At 68.2% G+C, this 23471-nt stretch carries 20 protein-coding genes; 8 read left to right on the top strand and 12 right to left on the bottom strand.

The features are described from left to right. Positions 1-112 precede the first annotated feature (112 nt). The 4 genes from ACVWWW_RS04150 to ACVWWW_RS04135 are packed head-to-tail and all read left to right on the top strand — an operon-like array spanning position 113 to position 4763. A complete protein-coding gene (locus tag ACVWWW_RS04150) occupies positions 113-490 on the top strand; it encodes a DUF805 domain-containing protein (RefSeq protein ID WP_081672264.1) in 378 nt (125 codons plus the stop codon). Then, positions 477-2729, top strand: coding sequence for an FAD-binding protein (locus ACVWWW_RS04145; protein ID WP_027083757.1), 2253 nt, complete (start codon positions 477-479; stop codon positions 2727-2729). Before ACVWWW_RS04150 ends, ACVWWW_RS04145 begins: the two co-directional genes overlap by 14 nt. Continuing rightward, positions 2726-3769 (top strand): hypothetical protein, encoded by a 1044-nt coding sequence (locus tag ACVWWW_RS04140; RefSeq protein ID WP_027083758.1) that lies wholly within the window; start codon positions 2726-2728, stop codon positions 3767-3769. Before ACVWWW_RS04145 ends, ACVWWW_RS04140 begins: the two co-directional genes overlap by 4 nt. 1 nt (position 3770) lies before the next feature. Continuing rightward, positions 3771-4763, top strand: coding sequence for an alpha/beta fold hydrolase (locus ACVWWW_RS04135; RefSeq protein ID WP_051235506.1), 993 nt, complete (start codon positions 3771-3773; stop codon positions 4761-4763). Here the strand turns inward: ACVWWW_RS04135 and ACVWWW_RS04130 are convergent. Continuing rightward, entirely contained in the window at positions 4755-7967 is a 3213-nt protein-coding gene (locus tag ACVWWW_RS04130) for an efflux RND transporter permease subunit (RefSeq protein WP_051235508.1), read from the bottom strand. The genes ACVWWW_RS04135 and ACVWWW_RS04130 overlap by 9 nt on opposite strands. 10 nt (positions 7968-7977) lie before the next feature. Then, complete coding sequence (locus tag ACVWWW_RS04125) at positions 7978-9072, bottom strand: efflux RND transporter periplasmic adaptor subunit (RefSeq protein ID WP_027083759.1); 1095 nt, start codon at positions 9070-9072, stop codon at positions 7978-7980. A gap of 87 nt (positions 9073-9159) precedes the next feature. Here ACVWWW_RS04125 and ACVWWW_RS04120 point away from each other — a divergent pair, with 87 nt between their 5' ends. From ACVWWW_RS04120 to ACVWWW_RS04110, 3 genes are all read left to right on the top strand, one after another. Next, positions 9160-9825 (top strand): TetR/AcrR family transcriptional regulator, encoded by a 666-nt coding sequence (locus tag ACVWWW_RS04120; RefSeq protein WP_027083760.1) that lies wholly within the window; start codon positions 9160-9162, stop codon positions 9823-9825. Between the two features lie 134 nt (positions 9826-9959). After that, positions 9960-10613, top strand: a complete 654-nt coding sequence (locus ACVWWW_RS04115) for a protein-L-isoaspartate O-methyltransferase family protein (protein ID WP_027083761.1) — start codon at positions 9960-9962, stop codon at positions 10611-10613. A gap of 94 nt (positions 10614-10707) precedes the next feature. Continuing rightward, positions 10708-12123, top strand: a complete 1416-nt coding sequence (locus ACVWWW_RS04110) for a TolC family outer membrane protein (protein ID WP_027083762.1) — start codon at positions 10708-10710, stop codon at positions 12121-12123. 84 nt (positions 12124-12207) lie between these two features. On the opposite strand, the gene waaA is transcribed toward ACVWWW_RS04110, so the two are convergent. From waaA to ACVWWW_RS04070, 8 genes are read right to left on the bottom strand one after another with little or no spacing between them, the layout of a single operon-like run. Next, the gene (gene waaA / locus ACVWWW_RS04105; RefSeq protein ID WP_036143165.1) at positions 12208-13512 is read right to left on the bottom strand and encodes a lipid IV(A) 3-deoxy-D-manno-octulosonic acid transferase; all 1305 of its coding nucleotides are present in this window, start codon (positions 13510-13512) and stop codon (positions 12208-12210) included. Then, positions 13512-14432, bottom strand: a complete 921-nt coding sequence (lpxL, locus tag ACVWWW_RS04100; RefSeq protein WP_027083764.1) for an LpxL/LpxP family Kdo(2)-lipid IV(A) lauroyl/palmitoleoyl acyltransferase — start codon at positions 14430-14432, stop codon at positions 13512-13514. The genes waaA and lpxL overlap by 1 nt, the downstream gene beginning before the upstream one ends. After that, entirely contained in the window at positions 14429-15754 is a 1326-nt protein-coding gene (locus ACVWWW_RS04095; protein WP_051235638.1) for an O-antigen ligase family protein, read from the bottom strand. Before ACVWWW_RS04095 ends, lpxL begins: the two co-directional genes overlap by 4 nt. Further along, on the bottom strand, positions 15735-16856 hold the full coding sequence (locus ACVWWW_RS04090; protein WP_027083765.1) for a glycosyltransferase: 1122 nt from the start codon (positions 16854-16856) through the stop codon (positions 15735-15737). The genes ACVWWW_RS04095 and ACVWWW_RS04090 overlap by 20 nt, the downstream gene beginning before the upstream one ends. A gap of 22 nt (positions 16857-16878) precedes the next feature. Then, complete coding sequence (locus ACVWWW_RS04085) at positions 16879-17091, bottom strand: zinc-finger domain-containing protein (protein WP_027083766.1); 213 nt, start codon at positions 17089-17091, stop codon at positions 16879-16881. A 58-nt stretch (positions 17092-17149) separates the two neighbouring features. Beyond that, on the bottom strand, positions 17150-17857 hold the full coding sequence (locus tag ACVWWW_RS04080; protein ID WP_027083767.1) for a pirin family protein: 708 nt from the start codon (positions 17855-17857) through the stop codon (positions 17150-17152). 4 nt (positions 17858-17861) lie between these two features. Then, positions 17862-18470 carry a YceI family protein gene (locus ACVWWW_RS04075; RefSeq protein ID WP_027083768.1) on the bottom strand — a complete coding sequence of 203 codons (609 nt, stop codon included), beginning with the start codon at positions 18468-18470 and terminating at the stop codon, positions 17862-17864. A gap of 24 nt (positions 18471-18494) precedes the next feature. Beyond that, positions 18495-19085, bottom strand: coding sequence for a malonic semialdehyde reductase (locus ACVWWW_RS04070; RefSeq protein WP_027083769.1), 591 nt, complete (start codon positions 19083-19085; stop codon positions 18495-18497). Positions 19086-19172: 87 nt separating this feature from the next. Here ACVWWW_RS04070 and ACVWWW_RS04065 point away from each other — a divergent pair, with 87 nt between their 5' ends. After that, positions 19173-20153, top strand: coding sequence for a mitochondrial fission ELM1 family protein (locus ACVWWW_RS04065; RefSeq protein ID WP_027083770.1), 981 nt, complete (start codon positions 19173-19175; stop codon positions 20151-20153). Between the two features lie 3 nt (positions 20154-20156). Here the strand turns inward: ACVWWW_RS04065 and ACVWWW_RS04060 are convergent, their stop codons facing one another. Both ACVWWW_RS04060 and glnE read right to left on the bottom strand, forming a co-directional pair. Beyond that, positions 20157-20597, bottom strand: a complete 441-nt coding sequence (locus tag ACVWWW_RS04060) for a GNAT family N-acetyltransferase (protein WP_036143170.1) — start codon at positions 20595-20597, stop codon at positions 20157-20159. Positions 20598-20601: 4 nt separating this feature from the next. After that, positions 20602-23391 (bottom strand): bifunctional [glutamate--ammonia ligase]-adenylyl-L-tyrosine phosphorylase/[glutamate--ammonia-ligase] adenylyltransferase, encoded by a 2790-nt coding sequence (glnE, locus tag ACVWWW_RS04055; protein ID WP_051235510.1) that lies wholly within the window; start codon positions 23389-23391, stop codon positions 20602-20604. Positions 23392-23471 lie beyond the last annotated feature (80 nt).

Raw genomic sequence — 23471 nt, 5'->3', positions numbered from 1 at the left:
CCGCGACCGGCATCGTTCGGCCGAACGCAACGGTCGTCGTCAGCGACCGCGCCTCTGACCCGCGACGCCGCTACCATGGCGGCGTCCGCGGTCGCGACGGGGAGGTCGCTCGATGGCACAGGGAGTTCTCGGCTGGACGCGGTGGCGCGGGCGGTTGCGGCGTCGCGATTTCCTCGCGCGGCTCGTCATCGCGACGCTGGTGTTCGTGGTGCTGTTCGTTTTCCTCGATCGCATCGTCGGTTACGACAGCACGCTCGTGCTGTATCCGCCGTACTTCGTCGTGCTCGCATCGTTGATGACGCGCCGCCTGCATGACCAGGCGCGCTCGGCGTGGTGGCTGCTGGTGCCGATCATTCCCGTGCTCGGTCCGCTGATCCTCGCCTGGCGGCTGCTGCTGACGTGCGGTACGCACGGCACGAACGAGTACGGCGACGATCCGCGACTGCGCGGCTACGACTACCTGCAGGTGGCGATCCATGAACCGGCCTGACGTCCCGGCGATGAGCACGGGCGTGATCGTCAACGACGTCACGCGGCTCAATCCGGTGCGGGTCTGGGCTGTCGCTACGCCGACGTCGACCGACGAGGTCGTGGAAGCGATCCGTCGTTCGGATGGGCCGATCTCGGTAGGTGGCGGCCACTTCAGCATGGGCGGGCAGACCGCGAGCCCGGACAGCCTGCACCTCGACATGCGTCGCATGAATAGCGTGCTGCGCTTCGATCCGGTCGCGCGCACGATCCGAGTGCAGGCGGGCATCCGCTGGTGCGACATCCAGCGCTTCGTGGATCCGCACGATCTCTCCGTGCGCATCATGCAGACGTACGCCAACTTCACCGTCGGCGGGTCGCTGAGCGTCAACGTGCACGGTCGCTACATCGGACTCGGGCCGCTGGTCCTGTCGGTGTGCTCGATCCGCATCGTGCTCGCGAACGGCGGTGTCGTAGATGCAAGCCCGCATGAAAATGCGGAAATCTTCTACGGCGCGATCGGGGGCTACGGCGGGCTCGGGGTGATCGTCGAGGCGGAACTGTCGCTGGACCAGAACGTGCGGGTCGAGCGCGTACATGCCTGCATGCCGACCTCGAACTACGCGCGCTGGTTCCGCGAGAACGTGCGTAACGACCCGGCGTCGGTCTTCCACAACGCGGACCTCTATCCGCCGCATTACCGCCGCGCACGTGCCGTGACCTGGCGACGCACTGAACGCGCGGCCACCGTGCAGCATCGCCTGCAACCGATGCGTCGCTACTTCCCGCTGCATCGCTACTTTATGTGGGCGTTCACCGAGACACCGGGCGGCAAGTTCCGTCGCGAGCGCCTACTCGAGCCGCTGCTGTACCTGTCGAAGCCCGTGCACTGGCGCAACTACGAAGCCGGCTATGACGTCGCCGAGCTCGAGCCCGCGTCGCGTCGCAAGTCGACCTACGTGTTGCAGGAATACTTCGTGCCGGTCGAACGGTTCGACGAGTTCGTGCCGCGCATAGCGGAGATCCTCGGTCGGCATCGCGTCAACGCGGTGAACGTGTCGGTGCGCCATGCGTTCACCGACCCCGGCTCGCTCATGGCGTGGGCGCGCGGCGAAACGTTCGCGTTCGTGCTGTACCACAAGCAGCGTACGCGCGAGAACGCGAAGGCGCGCGTCGCGGTGTGGACGCGCGAGCTGATCGACGCCGCGCTCGCCTGTGGCGGCACCTACTACCTGCCGTACCAGCCGCACGCCACGCCGGAGCAGTTCCACCGCGCCTATCCGCGTGCGAAGGACTTGTTCGCGCTCAAGCGCCGGCTCGACCCCGACTTCCGTTGGCGCAACGTCCTCTGGGACACCTATTACGCACCGCACGCTACCGAGAACCCGATGGACACCACCGCTGCCACGCCCGCAGGCGACTTCCACGCCGTCTACGGCACCACCACGGGCAGCGACGCGTTCTACCGCTTCCTGCAGAACATCTACCGCCTGTACCCGGAAGACCGCTTCCACACGTTGATCCGCGACGCGGTGCGCGAGCGCGGCGATGACGAAGCGATCTACCGCACGCTGCAGGCGAAGCTGCCGTCGATCAAACCGTTCCTGTCAGAGCTGACATACGCGGTGCCGTCGCTGTCGAAGCAGAAGAAGGAGATGTCGCGCCAGATGCTGCAACTGCTCGGCAACCGCCGACGTTTCGACGGGCACATGGAAATCGGCAGCGTCGGGCGTTACGCCAGCGACCTGCGCAAGCATGTCGAGCTGCGCGGCGATCTCGTCGTCCTGCACGAGGCGGCGCCAACGTATTCGCCGATCGACATCGTCGAACGCGGCGGCCTGCGCAAGCTCGGTCGCTACGTGCCGCTTAATGACTACGCGCCAATCCCGCGCGAAGCGGTCGCCGACGAAAGCCTCGACCTCGTGACCTGCCTGATCGGTCTGCACCACATTCCGCTCGACCGGCTTGATGCGTTCATCGCGTCGCTGCGTCGCGTGCTACGCAAGGACGGCGTCTTCATCCTGCGCGACCACGACGTCGCCGACGCGCCAATGAACGCACTGGTGAGCCTGGCGCATGCGGTGTTCAACGCAGGCCTCGGCGTGCCGTGGGAAACCAACGCGAAGGAGCTGCGCCACTTCCGCACCGTCGCCGAGTGGATGGAGATCCTCGGTCGACACGGCTTCGAGCCGATGGGCGACGGCCTGCTTCAGGACCACGACCCCACGCTCAACACGCTGCTGGCGTTCCGACGCACGTGAAGCGCGTACTCGCCGCTATCGCTGCATTGCTGACGCTGCTACCGGTCGCGGCAGCCGTTCCCGCGTCGCTGCCCGATCCGCTCGCAATTCCCGCGGCCGAGCAGCGCACCGGCGACCAGACCTTCCTGACCTTTCCCGAGTGGTTCCTCGTCTTCAGCCCGGACGAATACGCCGACATGTTGGAGGCGCGTCAGTCGCCGAGCCGCTTCCCGTTCTTCGCACACATCGGGCAGTTCTGGCAGGCCTACGGTCGCGTCATCGACTCCGTGCGCGGCCGTTGGGCGTTCAACGGCGAGTACCACACGATGATCGTCGTGATCGGTGCCAGCACGACGGTCGAATACGGGCTCAAGGGTGCGTACGAAACGCTGATCGGACGACTCGGTGAACTCGGTGTGCCGCCGCTGTCGACGCCCGAAGACCGGCTGGCCGCGAAGGAGGCGCGCGACTACGTCGAGTTCATCCGCGTGCGGCCGTGGTACGAGTTCGACTTCGTCACACCGCTGGAGACGCTGTGGCGCGACACGCCGGCGACCGGCGCGCACTTTGTCCGCAAGTGGGAACGCCGCTACCTGCTCACCAGCGAATGGCTGGTCAAGGCGGGTTATGCGGCGCTGATCGAGAAGGCGACGCACACGGCGTTCGAAGCGGCGAAGCCCACGACGAGTGCGGTCGTCGCGTCGCTGCCACCTGACATCGAGGCGAAACTGCCGGAGATGCACGTCCTCGCACGCGATGGCGACGTCGCGCGCGTCACGTTGCCGCGTTATCAGGCATTCACGCCGTACGCGACCGCCATCGCCCGCGACGGCGGCACGTTCCGCGACATCGCCGGCAACCGCGGCGACCTGCTCGTCAGCGTGGTGATGCCCGCCACCGCCGACCCGCCATCCGGTACACGCCTGCTGTTCCGGCAACCCATCCTCACTCGCCCCGGTTACGAACGCCGCGCACTGGTGACGTCGGTCGCAGGCCTCGCGCCACTGCTCGCCGCACGCGATGCAGCCGGCGACGAGGTCGAACACGTGTTCGACTACTGACATGAAACTCCTGCGCGTTGTCCGCCGCACCGCCTTCGTCGTCATCACGACCCTCGTCGCCTACGTGCTGATCAGCGTGGCATGGGTCGGCCAGCACGAGCGCGGGAACGCGCGTGATACGGCGCCGCGTGGCGGTCAATTCGTCGATGCCGGCGGCGTGCGGCTGTTCGTGCAGGTCAGTGGCCCGGCGGATCGCGCGCCCGTGATGCTGGTGCACGGCACCGGTGCGTGGAGCGGCACGTGGTTCTCGCTCGTGCCCGCGCTGACGAAGGCCGGCTACCGCGTGATCGCGGTCGACCTGCCGCCGTTCGGCTATTCGTCGAGGGCTATCGATACGGATTTCTCCCGACCCGCGCAGGCGTCACGACTGCTCGCGGTGCTCGACGCCCTGCACGTGCGCAAGGCGCGCGTGGTCGGGCATTCGTTCGGTGGCGGGCCTGCGCTGGAACTCGCCCTGACCGCGCCGCAGCGGGTCGAACGGCTCGTGCTCGTCGACGCTGCGCTCGCGCTGGATGCCGCGCCGAACGATCCACACACCCTCGCCTGCCGCCTGCTTGCGCATCGCGGCCGTGTAGCCGTCGTCGCGTCGACCGCCACCAATCCGTTATGGGCCCGCACGCTCCTGCGTAGCTTCGTCGCGCGCAAGGACGCGGTGACCGACGCACGCCTGGCCGCCTACCGCGCACCGCTGCAGCTGCGCGGCAGCACGAATGCGCTCGGCGTGTGGGCGCACGACTTCGCCTGCGCGCCACGCACCGGTGTCAGCACGCGGCCGGACGACGTTGCGCGTCTCGCCGTGCCGCTCCATTTGATCTGGGGCGATGCCGACACGATCACGCCGCTCGTGCAGGCACGGCGACTCGATGCGCTGGTGCCCGGCGCGCAGCTCGATGTGCTGCATGGCGTCGGCCACATCCCGCACATCGAGGATCCGGCGTCCTTCGAGCCGCTGCTGTTGCAGGTGCTCGCAAGGACGCCGCCTCCGTCACGCTGACTGCGGCAGCGCGTCGTCGTCCAGCGCAGGTGCGCGCGCCGTCGCATCCGCCGGCACCTTCACCCGGAACCACGCGGCGTACAGCGCGGGCAGGAACAACAGCGTCAGGAACGTGGCGACCAGCAGGCCGCCCATGATCGCCACGGCCATGGGCCCGAAGAACGCGCTGCGCGACAGCGGGATCATCGCGAGGATCGCGGCGAGCGCGGTCAGCACGATGGGCCTGAAACGTCGCACCGTCGCTTCGACGATCGCTTCCCATGCATCGCGTCCATCGTGGCGGTCCTGCTCGATCTGATCCACCAGGATCACCGAGTTGCGCATGATCATGCCGGCCAGCGCGATCGTGCCGAGCATGGCGACGAAGCCGAACGGCACGCGGAACACCAGCAGGAACAACGTGACGCCGATCAGGCCCAGCGGTGCGGTGAGGAACACCATCAGGCTGCGCGAGAACGAACGCAGCTGCAGCATCAGCAGGGTAAACACGACGAAGACGAACAGCGGCACGCCGGCGTTGATCGAGTTCTGGCCGCGTGCGGAGTCTTCCACCGTGCCGCCGATGTCGATCGAGTAACCCGCGGGCAATTGCGCACGCAGCGATTCGACCGTCGGCATCAGCTGTTCGACGACAGTCGGCGGCGTGAGCGCGTCACGGATGTCGGCGCGCACGGTCATCGTCGGCTGGCGATCACGATGCCAGATGATTCCGTCCTCGAAGCCGTAGTCGAGCGTGGCGACCTGCGTGATCGGCACGCTGTGGCCGGTCGATGTCGGAATCATCAGCGATCGCAATGCGTCGAGGTCGCTGCGATCACGCGCCGAGCCACGCACATCGATACCGATCAGCTCGGTGCCTTCGCGATACGTGCCCACATTCGTGCCCGACAACGCAGCCGACAGCGACTGCGCAAGCTGCGAGGAGCTGATGCCGAGCGCACGCGCACGTTCCTGGTCGAGCTTGAGGCGCACCACCTTGCTCGGCTCGTCCCAGTCGAGGTTGACGTTGGTGACGTGCGGATTCGCCAGCACCTTCTCGCGGAGTTGCCCGGCGATGCGGCGCACGTCCTCGATGTGTTCGCCCGATACGCGCAGCTGGATCGGGTAGCCGACTGGCGGACCGTTCTCCAAGCGCGTCACACGAAGCTGCAGGTCCGGAAAGCGTGGGAACACGTCGCTGATCAGCCATTCGCGCACGGCTTCCCGCGCGGCGATGTCCTTCGGCGTCAGCACGAATTGCGCGAAGTTGGCTGCGGGCAGCTGCTGGTCTAGCGGCAGGTAGAAGCGCGGGGAGCCGGTGCCGACATAGTCGACGTAACTCGCGAGATCCTTGCGCGTGGCGAGGACCTTCTCGAGCTTCTCGACCTGCGTCGCGGTCTGCCGGAGCGAACTGCCTTCCGCCAGTTCGACGTCGACCATCAGCTCCGGTCGCACCGAGTCCGGGAAGAACTGCTGCGGCACGAAACGGAACATCACGATCGACAGCACGAACGCGCCGGCGGTGATCGCCAGCACGGTCTTGCGTCGGCGCACGCACCACAGCACCCAGCCGCGGAAGCGGGTGTAGAACTTCGTCGCGTACGGATCATGCGCGCGTCCGTCGTCGGGCTTCGGCAGCGGCGCGATGATGTCGGCGAACGCAGGATGACGATCGGCCAGGCGCAGTCGATAGGCCTGCCAGCGTGCAGCGATCGAGCCGGGCTTCGGCGGGCCTGCGTGGCCGTGATCCGGCAGTAGGCGATCGCCGAGATACGGAATGAACATTACCGCCGCCACCCACGACACCAGCAGCGCGATCGTCACCACCTGGAACAGCGAGCGCGTGTATTCGCCGGTACTCGACTGCGCCGTCGCGATCGGCAGGAAGCCCGCTGCGGTGACCAGTGTGCCGGTGAGCATCGGGAACGCCGTGGATTCCCAGGCGAATGCCGCGGCTTTCAGGCGGCTGTATCCCTGCTCCATTTTGATCGCCATCATCTCGACGGCGATGATCGCGTCGTCGACGAGCAAGCCGAGTGCGAGCACCAGCGCGCCCAGCGAGATCTTGTGCAGGCCCACGTCGAAATAGCTCATCACCGCGAAGGTCATCGCGAGCACGAGCGGGATCGACAGCGCGACGACCAGACCGGTGCGCAGGCCCAGTGAGAAGAAGCTCACCAGCAGGACGATCGCGACGGCTTCGGCGAGCACGCGGATGAACTCACCGACCGATTCTTCGACCGCGGCCGGCTGGTCCGACACCTTGCGCAGTTCCATGCCCACCGGAAGCATCTGCTGCAACTTGTCGCGCTGCGCTTCCAGCGTCTTGCCGAGCGCGAGGATATCGCCGCCGTCCTTCATCGACACGCCGATGCCGATCGCGTCCTGCCCCATGAAGCGCATGCGCGGCGCCGGCGGATCGGCGAAGCCGCGACGCACCGTCGCGATGTCGCCGAGATGGAAAGTGCGATCGCCGACGCGGATCGGGAACGCGGCGATGTCGTCGACGCGATCGAAGCGGCCGTCCACGCGCAATGCGATTCGCGATGAGCCGGTTTCGAAGAAGCCCGCGGGTGCGACGGCGTTCTGCGCATTCAGCGCGTCGAACACGGCCTGCGCGGGGATGCCCAGCGTCGCGAGCCGCGTGTTGTCGAGCTCCACCCAGACTTTCTCGTCCTGCACGCCGAACAGCTCGATCTTGCCGACGTCCGGTTCCTTCTGCAGTTGCAGCTGCACGCGCTCGGCGTAGTGCTTGAGCACCGCGTAATCGAAACCCGTGCCGGTCAGCGCGTAGATGCTGCCGAACGTGTCGCCGAACTCGTCGTTGAAGTACGGACCCTGCACGTCGCGCGGCAGCATCGGCTTGATGTCGCCGACCTTCTTGCGCACCTGATACCAGAGCGGCGCGATCTGGTCCGAATGCAGCGAATCCTTCGCGGCGAAGATGACCTGCGATTCGCCTGGCCGCGAGTACGAGCGGATGAACTCGTACTGCCCGGTTTCCATCAACTTCTTTTCGATGCGGTCGGTGACCTGCGATGCGACTTCGTCGGCGGTCGCGCCCGGCCACATCGTGCGCACGACCATCACCTTGAAGGTGAAGCGCGGGTCCTCGCTGCGACCGAGCTTGAGATACGCGAGCGTGCCGGCGATCGCGAGCACGATCATCGCGTACACGACCAGGCTGCGATGGCGCAGCGCCCATTCGGAAAGATTGAAGCGCATGTCGGTGTCCTTACCGGCGAACGGGGCGGTTGTCGCGATCGACCGGCATCACCGCTTCGCCGTCGCGCAGCAGATGGCCACCCGCCGCGACGATCCAGTCGGACGACGCCACGCCGCGCAGCACTGGCACGCGGTCGCTGCCGAACGCACCGGCCTGCACGGGGCGCAGGTGGACCGTGGAGGTGCGCGTATCGACCACGAACACGGCGTCGCCGCCGGATGCACTGCGTTGCAGCGCGGCGAGCGGCACGCTGACCGTCGAATCGCCGTCGCCCTGCAGGTAGACGCGCGCACTGGCGCCGAGTTCGGCGGACGCGCCGTCGTCGAGCGTGGCGCGCACCGCGAACGTGCGCGACGCGGGATCGGCGGCGGGTGCGATCTCGCGAACGCGTCCAGAGATCCGGGTGCCCGGCGCCGACCACAGCTCAACCTGCACCGTATCGCCCGGTCGAACCTTGCGCACCGCGCCCTCGGGCACGGCGAACGACACCTCGCGACGGCCATCCGCCGCCAGCGTGAACACCGGTTGCCCGGCGCCGACCACCTGCCCGGCCTCAGCCTGTCGGGTCGCGATCGCGCCATCGCGCGGCGCGCGCAGCTGCGTATAGCCCGCTTGGTTGCGCGCGACCTGCAGGTTCTCGCGCGCGGCGTTGACCTCGCCCTGCGCGGCGGCGGCGGCGGCGTTCTGGGCGTCGATGCTGGATCGGCTGACCAGCTGGTCGTGGCCCAGCTTGGCGTAGCGTGCCTGGTCGGCGCGGGCGCGCTCGAGCTGCGCCTGCGCCGCGCCCAGCTGGGCCTGCGCGGCCCGTGCCTGGGCCTGCAGGTCGCCGGCGTCGAGCACGGCCAGCAGGTCGTCGCGATGCACGCGGTCGCCGACGTCGGCCCGGCGCTCGATCAGGTTGCCGCCGACCCGGAACGACAAGACGGTCTCCTCGGCAGCGCGGATCTCGCCGGCGAACGAGGTGGATGCGACGTCGGCGCTGTCCGGATGGACAACGAGCACGGGACGCGGGCGTTCGACGGCCGCCGGGGCGTCACCGCAGCCGGAGAGCGCGAGGGTCGAGGCAGTGACGGCGAGAGCGGTGACGAGGGGGAGCAGACGCATGTCAGCCTCAGCGGCAATTAATGAACCGGTCGGTACTGTAAAATTACCGAACGCCCCGGTCCAGTATTTCGAGTAGGATTCCGACCAATGGCCCCGATCCGCCCCTACCGTGCCGACGACACCGCCACCCGCGCGGCCGGTCCCGGCCGTCCGAAGGACCTCGCCAAGCGCGAGGCCATCCTCGAGGCGTCGAAGAAGCTGTTCGTGCAGCTGGGTTTCGACGCGGTGTCGATGGACCAGATCGCCGCCGAAGCCGGCGTCAGCAAGCTCACCGTGTACAGCCACTTCGGCGACAAGGAGACGCTGTTCGCCGCGGCGGTCGAATCGCATTGCGCGAACGGCATGCCCGCGTCGCTGTTCGAGGACCGGCCGGAAACGCCGGTGCGCGAGCGCCTGCTCGAGATCGCGACGGCCTTCTACGCGATGATTTCGTCGCCCGAGGCCATCGCCGGTCATCGCATCCTGTGCAGCCCGCAGCTGGCGAACTCCGACCTGCCGCAGATGTTCTGGGAGTCCGGCCCGCGTCGCGTGCAGGAAGGGTTCGCGGCACTACTCGACGCACGCGTCGCGACCGGTGAACTCGACGTTCCCGACACCGCGCTCGCCTCGTCGCAGTTCTTCACGCTGCTCAAGGGCGAACCGCACGCACGCATGGTGTTCGGCTGCGGATGCGGCGGCGACGTCAACCTGACGCCCGCCGCGCACGTTGCCGCAAGCGTGGAAATGTTCCTTCGCGCGTATGGCCGTCGATGAGCGCGGATCGTGACCGCAGTCCCGGTGACTTCCGGCACTCGGGTGTTCAGGCGGCAGCACGCGATCCTGAACACCCCGGAGCCACGGGCCCGTCCCGGTAGAATTGCCGTCCTTTTCCCGCCCGATCCACGCCGATGACACCCGACTACGCCTACGCTCGCGAAATGATGGTGGAACAGCAGGTCCGTCCCTGGGATGTGCTGGACCCGCGCGTCGTCGCCGTGCTGGCCGCGGTGCCGCGTGAGCTGTTCGTGCCGACCGCGTATCTCGGCGCCGCGTATGCCGACGTCGCGCTTCCGCTCGCGCATGGCGAATACATGCTCAAGCCGGTGGTCGCCGGTCGCGCGCTCGAAGCGCTGCGCCCGAAGGACACCGACGACGTGCTGGAGATCGGCACCGGCAGCGGCTACGTCACCGCCTGCCTCGCGCAGCTCGCGCGCGAAGTGACCAGCATCGATCGCCATGCCGACCTCGTCGACGCCGCGCGTGCGCGCGTCGAGCAGATCGGCGCGGCGAACGTGCGCTTCGAAGTCGCCGATGCGCTGTCGTGGAGCACCGATCGCCAGTTCGACGCGATCTGCGTTAATGCCGCGGTCGACACGATTCCGAAGCAGTTCGTCGCGATGCTGAAGCCCGGCGGCCGCATGTTCATCGTCCGCGGTCGCGCGCCGGCGATGGAAGCGGTGTGCGTGCGCAACGAAAACGGCACGCCGCGCATCGAATCGTTGTTCGAAACCGATATCCCCTACCTCGCCGGCGCTGCGCCGGTGCCGGTGTTCCAGTTCTGATTCCGATGCCCGCACGGGGACCATGCGGGCACCGGCTCCCGGTTTGCCATGACGACGCCGCGCCGAACGCGCGGTTTTCCAGGAAGCTCCCGACATGATCCGCCGTCCGCTCGTCCTCGCCCTTGTGCTCGCCCTGGCCCCCGTGGCCGCTTCCGCGGAAGACCTGCTGCAGGTCTATTCGCTCGCACGCGACAACGACCCGCAGCTCGCGGCCTCGCAGTCCAACCGGCTGGCCGTCCGCGAAGGCGAGGTGCAGGCACGTGCTGCGCTGCTGCCGCAGATCAACGGAACGGCTTCGTACGACAGGTCTCGGAGTACCGGGCCGTCCTCGCAGCCCCTGTTTGATAATGCGACCGGCCAGTTCGCCACCGGTGACTTCGAAACCACAACCACCTCACGCTCGGTCGGCGTCGACGTGCAGCAGATGGTGTTCGACCGGTCACGCTTTACTATCCTCAAGAGTCAGCAGGCGCTGAGTCGCGCAAGCGACTTCAACCTGCAGGCCGCGGACGATCTGCTGATCACGCGCACATCGGCCGCGTACTTCAATACGCTCGTAGCGATCGAAACGCTGACCGCCGCCGAAGCCTCGGAAGCTGCGCTCAAGAAGCAGTTCGAAGCGGCGTCCAAGCGCCTCGAAGTGGGCCTCGCGCCGATCACCGACGTGCACGAGGCGCGCGCGCAGTACGACAGTGCACGCGCGAACACGATCGTCGCGCGTAACGCGGTGCTTGATGCCTATCAAGCGCTCGCCGAGATCACCGGCAAGCCGCCGGGTGCGCTCAAGGCGCTGCCGGAGGACTTCCAACCCACGCTGCCCGAACATGGCAACGCCGACTCGTTCGTCGCGCGCGCGGTGGAGAACAACCCGTCGCTGCACGCGGCCGAAGAACAGCTCGCATCGGCGAACGAGAACGTTGAAACGGCGCGCTCGGGGCACTGGCCCACGTTGTATCTCAACGGTTCCTACGGCGACCGCAGGAGCAATAGCGACACCACGCTCACGGCCACCGGCATTCCATCGCGAGACATTGCGAACGACAGCCAGAGCCGCGGCCCGAGTGTCGGCGTCACGCTCAACGTGCCGATCTTCTCCGGCGGCGCCACGTCCTCGCGCGTTCGCCAGGCGCTTGCAACCCGCGACGTCGTTGCCGACCAGGTCGAGCAGCAGCGTCGCGCGCTGACGCGCAACACCAATGCGGCCTATCAGGCGCTTGCGGCGGGTATCACCGAAGTCGAATCGCGCCGTGCGGCGCTGATCTCGGCGCGCGCTGCGTTCGAGGCATCGCAGGTCGGTCTCGAAGTCGGTACGCGCACGGTGCTGGACGTGTTGAACAACCAGCAGAACGTGTTCGTCGCACAGCGCCTGTACTCGCAGGCCCGCTATACGTTCCTGCAGGCTCGCCTGCTGCTGGCGCAGTCGGTCGGCACGCTGGGCCTCGATGACCTGCAGGAAGTCAATCGCCTGCTGACCGTCACCGCGCCGACGCCGGTCGCGCTGACGCCGTAAGCGCAAGCCACATCCGCAATGCAGAAGGCCGTCGGAAACGACGGCCTTTTTGTTTGTGCGGCATGGGCCGGCTCGGCGCCCGAATCAGCTGCGCGGCGGCATGTCCGCGTCGACCAGCTCAAGCGTGCGTTCGAGTGCACCGCGCCCGGATTCGACCAGCGCTCGACCCGCATCCGCCATCGATGCGCGAAGGACCTCATCGCCGAGCATCGCGGCCAATGCATCGGCGACGCCGGCTTCGTCCTGCGCGATGCGCAGCGCGCCGGCGCTTTCAAGACGATGCGAGATGTCGGCGAAGTTATGCAGGTGCGGGCCGGTGGTGATCGGCGTCCCGGTCGCGGCCGGTTCCAGCAGGTTGTGGCCGCCGACTGCCTGCAGCGAGCCGCCGACGAACGCGACATCGGCGCAGGCGTAGAAGTTCAGCAGCTCGCCCAGCGTATCGATCACGAAGACGTCGCAGTCGGGTGTCGCCCAGCGGTCTTCGGATCGGCGCGAGGTACGGAAGCCCGCGGCGGTCGACTGTTCGCAGGCAGCACGGAAACGCTCGGGGTGGCGCGGCGCCCACATCAGCAGCAGGTCGGGCCAGCGTCCGCGTAGCCGTCGATGGATGGCGAGCACCGCGGCTTCTTCCTCGACGTGGGTGCTCGCAGCGATCCACGCCAGACGACCCGCCCGGCGTGCACGGCAGTCACGCCCGAACGCATGCACGGCTGCCGGCAGCGCCATGTCGTACTTGAGGTTGCCGGTGTCGTGCACGCGGTCGGCGTCGGCACCGAGTGCAACGAACCGCCGCGCATCCGCATGCGACTGCGCGCCCACGCCACGCAGGGTGCGCACAGCGCGACTCACGAGGGGCGCAAGCACGCGGTAGCCACGCAGCGATCGCGCAGACAACCGCGCATTGAGCACGTAGGCCGCCACGCCGTGATCGCGGCAGCCGAATAGCAGGTTCGGCCACAGCTCGGTTTCCATGATCAACGCCGCATACGGCCGGAAATGGCGCAGGAATCGCGACACGGCACCGGGCAGGTCGTAAGGCAGATACACGTGATCGACGCGATCGCCCCAGAGCGATCGCACGCGCGCCGAGCCGGTCGGGGTGATCGTGGTGACGAGCAGACGCAGGTCCGGTCGACGCTGCAGCAATGCATCCACCAACGGAATCGCCGCGTTCACCTCACCCACCGACACCGCATGCACCCACAGCACGCGATGGTCGCGCGGCGCACCGAAGCTGGCGTAACGCTCGCTCCAGCGTTCGAAGTACGCAGCCTGACGGAAGCCGCGCCAGATCAGGTGGTAGACGGTGATCGGCGTCAACACGTACAGCGCGAGTGAGTACAGCGCGCGCAGCAGCGGTTCGAGACGATCGCGGACGGGCGCGTCCATCAGTACGGCGCGGCCTCGCCGTCGGGACGGCGCTTGAACCGGCGATGGATCCACAGGTATTGCGACGGCGCTTCGCGCACCATCGCTTCGATCGCTGAATTGACGCGCGCACTGTCGGTCGCTGCGTCAGTCGATGGAAAGTTGTCGATCGGCGGCGCGATGCGCAGCACGTAGCGATCACCCTCGCGGCGGTGGAAGAACGGCACCACCGCGCAACCCGTGAGTCGTGCGAACTGATGCGTCGCGGTGATCGTCGCCGCGGGGACGCCGAAGAACGGCGCGAACACCGTGTCCTTGCCGCGCATGTCCTGATCGGGCGCGTACCAGAGGAAACCGCCCTGCTTGAGATGGCGCATCGCCGCGCGGATTTCGTCGTTCGCGAACATCGCCGCGGCGTAGCGCAGGCGGCCACGCTTGACCGCCCACTCCATCACCGGATTGCGGTAACGCCGATACATGCCGGCGAGCGGCACGTGGTCGCAGAGCAGGCGCCCAGACATCTCCAGCGTCATGAAATGGCCCGAGATCATCAGCACGCCACGGCCTTGCGCCTGCAGCTCGCGCAGGTGCTCGAGGCCTTCGATGACGACGTCGCGACGCATCGGCGCAATCTCGCCCCACCACGCACGCGCGAATTCGAACAGGCCGATGCCGAAGTCGCGGAAAGTTTCGCGCAGCAGGCGCGAGCGCGTCGCTTCGTCGAGTTCGGGAAAGCACAGGCGCAGGTTCACGCGCGCCGCATGCCTTCGCGGCGATGCGAGTACGAACGCGACTGCACCCAGCGCACGACCGAGTGCACGCTGCAAACCCCACGGCAGATGCGCCGCACCGGTGAGCACTGCGACGCCCGCGCGCATCGGCCAGTAACGCGCACCGCGCGGCACCGGTCCCGGCGACGTCTGGCTCGCGGCGTCCGTCATGCGTCGACCGTTGAAGTGACGTCGCGATCCGTCGCGTACAGGCTGCCGGCGTACAGCGCGAACAGCATCAGCGTCAGCCCGCCCCAGAACGTCGAATAGAACGCGAGGTGCGTGTTGAACGGGAACACGGTGACGACCAGCGCGTACATCGCCGGCAGTGCGCGGCGTCGCGCCTCGGGCGTCGCGTAACGCCACGCACGCCAGGCCTGCGCGGCGCCGGCGAGCCAGAGGATCAGGCCGAAGACGCCGGTCTCGCTGAGGATCTCGAGCACGATCTGGTGCGCGTGCAGTGCTGGGCCGTCGCCCCACTCCGCGCGCTGGCCCGGTAGCGGGTCGCAGGACGGGAATGCTTGGCGGAAACGACGCACGCCGACGCCGTTGACCGGATGCTCGCGCACCATGCACGTCGCCGCCGACCAGATGCGGCCGCGGCCGGACAACGCGCTGTCGACGTCGCGATGGTCGCCGGCGAGCACGAGCGTGGTGCGCTGGATGCGCTCGCGCACCTGCGGCACGCTCACGGTCAGCAACGCCAGCGCGACGGCGCCGAATGCGAACACGCCCGCGAGGCGCTTCCATCCGAGCAGGCGCCAGCCGGACAGCAGCAGCACCAGACCGTACGTGATCCACGATGCGCGCGAGCCCGCGAGCACGATCACCATGCCGATGCCCGCCGCGGCGACGAGCCAACCGGTCGCACGGAAACGTCGCGCGGCTTCGTAGAGCAGGAACGGCGACAGGCTGGCGACGACCTGGCCGAGCTTGAGGTTGCACGGCCCGAGGAAACCGCTGAGTCGATCGACCGCAATTGCGGCGTCGGCGGGACACATGCCGTGCCCGCTGATCGCGTGCTTGGCGTGGTCGATGACGTTGAAGATCGGGCTCATGCCCGTCATCGCCTGCAGCAGTGCGTCGGCCACCCAGACCAGCACGATGATGCCGAGGCCCGCGAACGTGCGACGGCGGCTTTCCGCATTGGCAACCGATGCAGCGACGAGCCACAGAAAAGGCAGATGGCGCAGATCAGCGGCGGCGTCGAGCAGCGAACGCGGCGGGTCGAAGGTGTCGAACGCGGAGACCAGTCGCGGCACCCAGTAGGCCGCGAACATCAGCGTCGTCAGCGCCCAGGCCTGACCGCTCAGCAGCCGCGTGCCGCCACGGAAGCGCGCGCGCACCAGCATGTACATCGCGATCAGCGCGCCGATGACCAGCACCGCTTCGGCATAGCCTGGCGCGAGCCACAACGCGACGAACGCGAGCACCCATGCCGGCGCCCAGCGCCAGCCGGTTTCGGGCACGCCGTCAGCCGGCGAGTTCGTGATAGACGCCAAGCGTCGACTCCTGCATGGCCTGCAACGTGAGCGGAATGCTAGCCGGCAGTGCCGGTGGCTGCGCGAGAAGATCGCGCGCGGTGGCGTGCAGCCGGTCGAGATCGAACGGCGCAACCGCGCCCTGCGGCTCGAAATCATCGAGCAGTTCGCCGACGCCGCCATGCGCCCAGCCCAGCACCGGGCGGCCGACCGACAGCGCCTCGATCACCGTGCGACCGAACGACTCCGGCTTGCGCGAGAGCTGCAGTACGAGGTCGCTGGCGGCATAGGCGCGCGCGATGGCGTCGGTCGGCGGCGTGAACGCGATCGCCTCGGCGATGCCGAGCTGCGCGGCGTCGCGCTCGAGTTCGGCGATGTAGGCCTCGCGACCGGCCTCGCGCGCGCCGGGCAACCACAGGCGCGCATCGATGCCGTCGCCACGCAGCTTTGCGAGCAGCGCAAGACCGTCGCCGTGGCCTTTCAAACGTGTGCCGCGACCGGGCAGCAACAGCAGCGGGCCGTTGCCCTGCAATGCGGGATGCTGCGACGCAGCCCAGCCACGCGCATCGCGGTCGGGGTGCGGTGCGCGCGGAAATGCGGTTGCATCGATGCCGCGCGGGATCACTCGCAGCTTGGCGGTGTCGGTCGCCGGGTAATGACGCAGCACGTAGTCGCGAACGGTGCGCGACACGCAGATCACACGCTCGCCGCGGGTCATCACCGCGCTGTAGCGCGACGGCGAATTCAAACCGTGCACGGTGGTGACGAAGCGCGGACGTCGCGATGCGTCGATGCCACGAAGCGCCATCAAGCCGAGCCACGCCGGCATACGCGATCGCGCATGCACGATGTCGGCGCCATCGATCGCGCGTCGCAATGCGCCGACGTGGCGCAGCACGAGCGGCGACTTGGCGCCGATGTCGAGCGGCACGTGCTGCGCGCCCAGCGCTTCCAGCCGCGGCGCGAGCCGACCGCCGCGCGAGACGACGACCGCGCGATGCCCGGCATCGACCAGCGCCTGCGCGATCTCGAGGGTGGAACGTTCGACGCCGCCGGACTCCAGCGCAGGCAGCAGCTGGACGACGGTAAGGCGACGATGCGGAGCGGGCGTCATGCGGCGCGAGGCCGTGGACGCCTCAGTCTTCCAGTACGAAGTGCGCGCCGCAGTACGGGCACTGGCACTCGCGCTCGGCCTCGATGGGCAGGTAGACGCGCGGGTGCGAGTTCCACAGCGCCATTTCGGGCAGCGGGCAGCTCAGCGGCAGGTCCTTTGCGCCGACGACGTAGCGCTGGCGGGCATTGGCCGGCTCGGCGGTCTGCGGGGCGCTGGTGGCGTTGCGGTCGGTCATGGACGGCAGGACGGTGCGGTGAGGCCGGCGATTCTACCAGCCGGGCCGCGACGTCCCGTCAGTGCGGCAGGTCGAACAGCAGGACCTCGGCGGCGCCGTTGGCCTCGACCACGAGCGGGCCACCCTCCTCCACGAAGCCCAGCGCATCGCCGGCACGCAGCACGCGGTCGGCGGCCATCACCGTGCCACGCGCGACCTGCAGCCAGTAGCGACGGTCGCTGTCGAGCGTGCGGTGGACGCTGGCGCCAGCCGCGAGCTCGACGCGATGAAGCCGCGCGTCTTGGCGGATCGCGATGCTGCCGTCGGCGCCGTCGGGCGATGCGAGCAGCACCCACTCGCCGCTGTCGTCGCCGGGCTGCGGTGCGCGCTGCGCGTAGGCCGGCGGCGCGTTGACGCGATCGGGCTGGATCCAGACCTGCAGGAAATGCACAGCGTTGGTCTTGGACGCGTTGAACTCGCTGTGCTGCACGCCATGGCCGGCGCTCATCCACTGCACTTCGCCGCGACCGACCGTGCCACCGCCGCCCGCGCTGTCCTTATGCGCGAGCTGGCCGTCGAGCACGATCGACAGGATTTCCATGTTCGCGTGGCCGTGCAGCGGGAAGCCCCCGCCGCCGGCAACGCGGTCTTCGTTGATCACGCGGAGCGGCCCGAAGCCCATCCACTGCGGGTCGTAGAAGCTGCCGAACGAGAACGTGTGGTGGCTGTCCAGCCAACCGCCGTGCTGCGCGTGGCCGCGTGAATCGCCCGGGCGCTCGATGATCATCGTCTTACTTCTTCTTCGGCGGTACCGGCGCGCCGTCGGCCTTCGGCACCATCGCTTCGGTGGTGATATGGATATGGATGTCGTCGCTGACGTTCGGCACGTACTTGGTGACGCCGAAATCGCTGCGCTTGATCGTGGTCGTCGCATCGAAGCCGACGGCTTCGCGCTTGCTCATCGGATGCGGGCCGGCACCGTTGATGGTGACGTCGAGCACTGCCGGCTTGGTCACGCCGTGCACGGTGAGGTCGCCGGTGACGCGCAGCTTCTTGTCGCCGGCGGCTTCCACCTTCGTGCTGGTGAAGGTGATGGTCGGGTACTTTTCGGCGTCGAAGAAATCGGCGCTGCGCAGGTGTTCGTCGAGCGCGGGAATGGTGGAGTCGAGGCCGGCGAGCGGCAGTGTCACCTTCACCGACGAGGCGCCGACGTTCTGCGGGTCATACACGATCGTGCCGTCGGCCTGGCCGAAGTTCGCGAACGGGTGCGAATAACCGAAGTGCGTCCACGTCGCGGTGACCTGCGTGTGGTTCGCGTCCATCGTGTAGGTGAGCGGTGCGGCGAAGGCGACGCCGGCGAGGCCGGCGAGTGCGAAACCGAGGGCGATGCGCTTGAACATGGACGGAGCTCCGTGTGGTGTCGCTTAGAGGATTCGCGCTGCTTCGTCGAACGGCAGGCGCGGCGAACGGTCGAAAATCTTGCTGGCATCGCCTTCCCCGAGATTGACGAGGAAGTTGGAACGGATCTTCGTGCCGCCGAAGAACTCGGCGTCGACCTTCGCATTGTCGAAGCCCGACATCGGGCCGGTGTCGAGCCCCAGCGCGCGCGCGGCGAGGATCAGGTACGCGCCCTGCAGCGAACCGTTGCGCAGCGCGATGGTTTCCAGCTGCGCATCGGGCTTGGTGTCGAACCAGCCCTTCGCGTCGGTATGCGGGAACAGGTACGGCAGCTTTTCGTAGAACGCCATGTCGTGCGCGACGATGGCGACGACCGGCGCTTCCAGCGTCTTTGCACGGTTGCCTTCGTCCAGCGCCGGCGCCAACCGCTGCTTGGCTTCGGCGGACTTGAGGAAGACGAAGCGCGCCGGCGATGCGTTCGCGGTGGTCGGGCCCATCTTCACCAGGTCGTAGAGCCTGTGCAGCGTCTCGTCGCTGACCTCTCCGGTGAAGCGGTTATGGGTGCGGGCGGTGACGAACAGCTGGTCGAGCGCCTCCTTCGACAGCGGCTGCGACATCGGCATTTCCTCGACGTGGGGTGGGCGCAGTGTAGAGTCACGCCCGCAAAACGGCCGTGGCCGCCCCAGAACGGATCGATCTGACCCGTGCAACGTTCGACCCCAACCCGAACCCTCGTCGTCACCGATGGCCATGCCGGCAACGTGCGCCAGGCGCGTGCATTGGCGGACGCCCTGAAACTGCCGACGCAGGACCTCATCCTCAGGCCGCGCCTGCCGTGGCGCTGGTTCGCGCCGCGCATCGTCGGCAATGCCGAGCGTGCGTTCGGCGACGAGTTCGCGCAGCGACTGCGTGATCCGGACCTCGCGCAGACGCTGGTGATCGGTTGCGGCCGCCAGGCCGCGCTGGCGACGCGGCTGCTTCGCGCGCGCGGCGCGCATGCCGTGCAGATCCTCGACCCGCGCATTGATACGTCGCACTGGGACGTTGTCATCTCGCCCGCGCACGATCGACTGCGCGCACCGAACGCGATCGAACTGACCGGCTCGCTCAACCCTGTGCAGGACACGTGGCTGGGCGCATCGCGTGCTGCATTCGCAGCGCTCGGCTCATTACCCGGTCCGCGTACGACGCTGCTGATCGGCGGGCCGACCTCGAACATGCGGCTCTCGGTACGACGACTCGATCGCTGGCTGCGCGACGTGCGCACGCTGATCGAACGCGAAGGCGGCAGCGTGCTGGCAACCACGTCGCGCCGCACGCCGCCGAAGATGGTCGCGCGGGTGAAGAAGCGTCTAGCCGGCTTGCCCGGCGTGGTGTGGACGGGTTCGGTCGACGGCCGCAATCCGTACGCTGCGCTGCTCGGCTGGGCCGATCGCATCATCTGCACCGCGGACTCGGTGAACATGCTGTCCGAAGCATCCGCGACCCGCGCGCCCGTGTTCGTTGCCGGCGAGCGCAAGATCCGCGGACGGCCGCGTCGCTTCGTCAACGCGCTACTCAAGTCGGGACGTATCCAGCCGTTGTCGCGCGAGCTGGCCAGGTTCGATGCGGAGCCGATGCGCGAGACGCAGCGCGTTGCCGCATTGCTGCGGGAACGCTTCGGTCTTCCTGCGCCGTCGAAGTAAGGCTCAGCCGCGGTCGATGTCGCGGCGGTAAACGTGCTGCGTCTTGGTGCGCGTGAAGCCGATCCCTTCGTAGAAGACGTGCGACAGCTCGCGTGCGGCGTTCGAGCGAACGACGAGCGCATCTCCGCCGTGCGCCTGCGCCCACTGCTCGGCCGCCTGGACAAGCAGGCGGCCCGCACCTGTGCGGCGACGGCTGGCGTCGACAACGAGCCCGGTGATCTCGAACGTGATGCCGTATTCGATGGTGAGACGCCGCGCGACGGCGATCCAGCCGACGACATCGGCATCGACTTCCGCAACGAACGCGGCGCCGTGCGCGTCGTCCGCGAGCAGGCTTAATCGCTCGGCCATCTGCTGTTCGGTCGCCGCGTAGCCGAGCTGGCCGGACAGGGCCGCGATCGCTCGGGCATCATCGACATGCGCGTTGCGAACGGTCGTCGTCATCGCGTCATCCGAGAAATTGAAGGCCGCAGGCGTGCACGGCTTCGCGGACGATCGCCCGCGCGGCATCGATCGCGCCGCCGGGCAGAACGCGCCGCGTGCGACGGTCGAGCGTGCAGTCGAGGCCGCTGGCGAGCATCAGTGCGCGCGCTTCGGCGAGTGGTGTCGCGACGGCGTCATCCATCACTCGCGCCGCACGACACGCATCGATCAGGGCGCGCGTATTGCGCGGCTCCAGCAGCGACGGCGCGTGCGACGCATGCGCGAGCACCAGCGCCTGCAGCACGAATTCGAGATCGACCAACCCGCCCTCGCCCTGCTTGAGGTCGAAGTTCGCCGCATCGGAGCGGTCGAGTTCGGCGCGCATGCGCTGGCGCATCTTCGCGACGTCGTCCATCACCGTCGCGACATCGCGCTCGCGTCCGAGCACCTCTGCGCGGACGTTCTCGAAGTCGGCACAGAGCGACTTGTCGCCGCCGATGCATCGCGCGCGCACCAGCGCCTGGTGCTCCCAGGTCCACGCGCGTTCGCGCTGGTAGGCGGCGAAGCTCGCGAGGCTCGAGACGAGCAGCCCCTTCGCGCCATCGGGGCGCAAGCGCACGTCAACGTCGTAAAGGCGTCCTGCACCCGTCGCCGCACCAAGCAGCGCGACGACCTTCTGCGCGAGGCGTGCGAACCAGCGTTGCGCGTCGAGCGTGCGCGCGCCGTCGGACTCCGCATCGGCAGGCGCGTCATAGAGGAACACGAGGTCGAGGTCGGAACCGAAGCCGAGTTCCTCGCCACCGACGCTGCCGTAACCGAGTACGGCGAAACGTGCATCGCGTACGCGCCCGCTCGCGGCGCCGACTTCGTTCTCGGCGATGCGAACCACGACGTCGACGACCGCGTCCGCCAGCCATGCGAGCTGTCGTGCGCTTTCGTCCGCGGGCTGGCGACGGTCGCGCACCGCCATGGCAATGCGGAAGCTCAGCGCCTGTCGTACTTCGTTGAGTGCGCGCAACGCGTGCTCGGTGTCGTCGATGCCTTCGACGGCGGCATTGCACGCCGCGCGCAGCTCGTCGCGGTCGGGCAACGCGCCGGCGATGCGCGCGTCGAGCAACTCGTCGAGCAGCAGCGGATATGCGGCGAGTCGTTCGGCAAGCAGCGCGTTGTGCGCGACGACGTCCACGAGGCGCTCCAGCGCGACCGGTTGTTCGTCCAGCAATGCGAGATACGCGCTTCGGCGCAGCACGTTCGCCACCAGTGCGACCAAGCGGCGCATCGCCAGCAGCGGCTCGCGCGACTGCGCGGCGCCGTGCAGCAGCGCGGGCATGACGCGATCGAGCCGCGCACGTGTCGCATCCGACAACGCATGCACCGCGGGCGATCGCGCGAAGTCGCGTAGCAGCGCGTCGGCCTCGTTCTCTTGCGGAAAGCCGGCGTCGGCAAGCGTCGTCGCGTCACCACGGGCCGGCAAAGCGCACCAGTACGTCGCGAGTGCATCCGGTGCGGCGGTGCGTTCGCGCGGCGCGAGCAGGGCGTTGAATTCGGCGGTCACACGCGCGCGCACCGCGTCGAGTGCAACGCGGAACTCGTCCCAGTCCCGATAACCAAGCCCGGTAGCGATGCGATGACGTGCGGCCTCGTCATCGGGCAGCGCATGCGTCTGCGCATCACGGAGCATCTGCAGGCGATTTTCGACGCGACGCAGCGTGCGGTAAGCGGCGATCAGGGTGTCCCCTGTTGCCGCGTCGACATGCCCCGCGTCGACAAGCGCGCGCAGCGACGGCAGCAGGCGACGACCACGCAACGTCGGCTCGCGGCCGCCGCGGATCAGCTGCAACGCCTGCACGAGGAATTCGATCTCACGGATGCCGCCCGGCCCGCGCTTGATGTCGTCGACGAGTTCGCGACGCGCGACTTCCGCCGCGATCGACGCCTTCATCGTGCGCAGGCCGTCGAGCGCACCGAAATCGAGATAGCGGCGGTAGACGAACGGCCGAAGCGTTTCGAGGAAGCGTTCACCCGCTTCGATATCGCCCGCGACGGGCCGCGCCTTCTGCCACGCATAGCGTTCCCAGTCGCGGCCTTCGCGCTGGAAGTACTGCTCGAGCGCGGCGAACGACCACGCGATCCGTCCGGCCGTGCCGAACGGCCGAAGGCGCAGGTCGACGCGATGCGAGAAGCCGTCGGCGGTGACTTCGTCGAGCAGCTTTGCGAGTTGCTGACCGAGCCGGGTGAAATAGCCTTCGGCGTCGAGCGGACGCGCACCGTCGGAGTCGCCGCCGTTTTCGTAGGCGTAGACGAGGTCGATGTCGGAACTGAAGTTGAGCTCGCCACCGCCGAGCTTGCCGAGGCCGAACACGACCAGTCGCTGCACGCGGCCGTCGGCGTCGCGCACGTGGCCGTGCCGCGCGACGAACTGCGCTTCGAGCGCATCCATCGCGAGCGCGAGGCAACGTTCGGCGAGTTGCGTGCTGCCGGCGAGCGTGGTGTCGACATCGTCCAAGCCGTGCACATCGCGCCAGATCAGGCGCGTCGAGGCGGCGGTGCGATAGCGGCGCAGTTGCGACGGCCAGCCCGATGGCGTCGCAGGGTCGAGCGTGGGTTCGGGGACAGGCGATTCGCCGTCGTCGGCCAGCAGTTGCGCGAGAAGCGTCGGATCGCGTGCGAGTACGTCGATCGCGAAGTCGCTTGCGCGGGCGACGGCGGCGACACGATCGGCCGCGTCCTGCGCGATGCCGAGACGACGGGTCGCGCGTTCGACCGCGGCGTCGACGGCATCCGCGGCGCGGGTCGGTTCGCTCATGCGCGGCATTCTGTCACGCGGCTTGGGCAAACCCGGGACGAAAAAAAGCCCGCTGGTGTCGCCACCAGCGGGCCTTTGCTCCCTCCCCC

Source organism: Lysobacter sp. HA18 (assembly GCF_054057595.1).
The sequence above is the reverse complement of the archived record's forward strand: the minus strand, read 5'-3'. Positions and strand labels throughout refer to the sequence as shown.

Coding starts and splice junctions, on each gene's coding strand:
- ACVWWW_RS04130 (WP_051235508.1), bottom strand. CDS start 7,967: ATGCGCTTCAATCTTTCCGAATGGGCGCTGCGCCATCGCAGCCTGGTC.
- ACVWWW_RS04070 (WP_027083769.1), bottom strand. CDS start 19,085: ATGTCGCAGCCGCTGTCGAAGGAGGCGCTCGACCAGCTGTTCGTCACC.
- ACVWWW_RS04135 (WP_051235506.1), top strand. CDS start 3,771: ATGAAACTCCTGCGCGTTGTCCGCCGCACCGCCTTCGTCGTCATCACG.
- ACVWWW_RS04080 (WP_027083767.1), bottom strand. CDS start 17,857: ATGATCATCGAGCGCCCGGGCGATTCACGCGGCCACGCGCAGCACGGC.
- glnE (WP_051235510.1), bottom strand. CDS start 23,391: ATGCCGCGCATGAGCGAACCGACCCGCGCCGCGGATGCCGTCGACGCC.
- ACVWWW_RS04145 (WP_027083757.1), top strand. CDS start 477: ATGAACCGGCCTGACGTCCCGGCGATGAGCACGGGCGTGATCGTCAAC.
- ACVWWW_RS04120 (WP_027083760.1), top strand. CDS start 9,160: ATGGCCCCGATCCGCCCCTACCGTGCCGACGACACCGCCACCCGCGCG.
- ACVWWW_RS04090 (WP_027083765.1), bottom strand. CDS start 16,856: ATGACGCCCGCTCCGCATCGTCGCCTTACCGTCGTCCAGCTGCTGCCT.
- ACVWWW_RS04125 (WP_027083759.1), bottom strand. CDS start 9,072: ATGCGTCTGCTCCCCCTCGTCACCGCTCTCGCCGTCACTGCCTCGACC.
- waaA (WP_036143165.1), bottom strand. CDS start 13,512: ATGGACGCGCCCGTCCGCGATCGTCTCGAACCGCTGCTGCGCGCGCTG.
- ACVWWW_RS04060 (WP_036143170.1), bottom strand. CDS start 20,597: ATGACGACGACCGTTCGCAACGCGCATGTCGATGATGCCCGAGCGATC.
- ACVWWW_RS04075 (WP_027083768.1), bottom strand. CDS start 18,470: ATGTTCAAGCGCATCGCCCTCGGTTTCGCACTCGCCGGCCTCGCCGGC.
- ACVWWW_RS04110 (WP_027083762.1), top strand. CDS start 10,708: ATGATCCGCCGTCCGCTCGTCCTCGCCCTTGTGCTCGCCCTGGCCCCC.
- ACVWWW_RS04150 (WP_081672264.1), top strand. CDS start 113: ATGGCACAGGGAGTTCTCGGCTGGACGCGGTGGCGCGGGCGGTTGCGG.
- ACVWWW_RS04085 (WP_027083766.1), bottom strand. CDS start 17,091: ATGACCGACCGCAACGCCACCAGCGCCCCGCAGACCGCCGAGCCGGCC.
- lpxL (WP_027083764.1), bottom strand. CDS start 14,432: ATGACGGACGCCGCGAGCCAGACGTCGCCGGGACCGGTGCCGCGCGGT.
- ACVWWW_RS04115 (WP_027083761.1), top strand. CDS start 9,960: ATGACACCCGACTACGCCTACGCTCGCGAAATGATGGTGGAACAGCAG.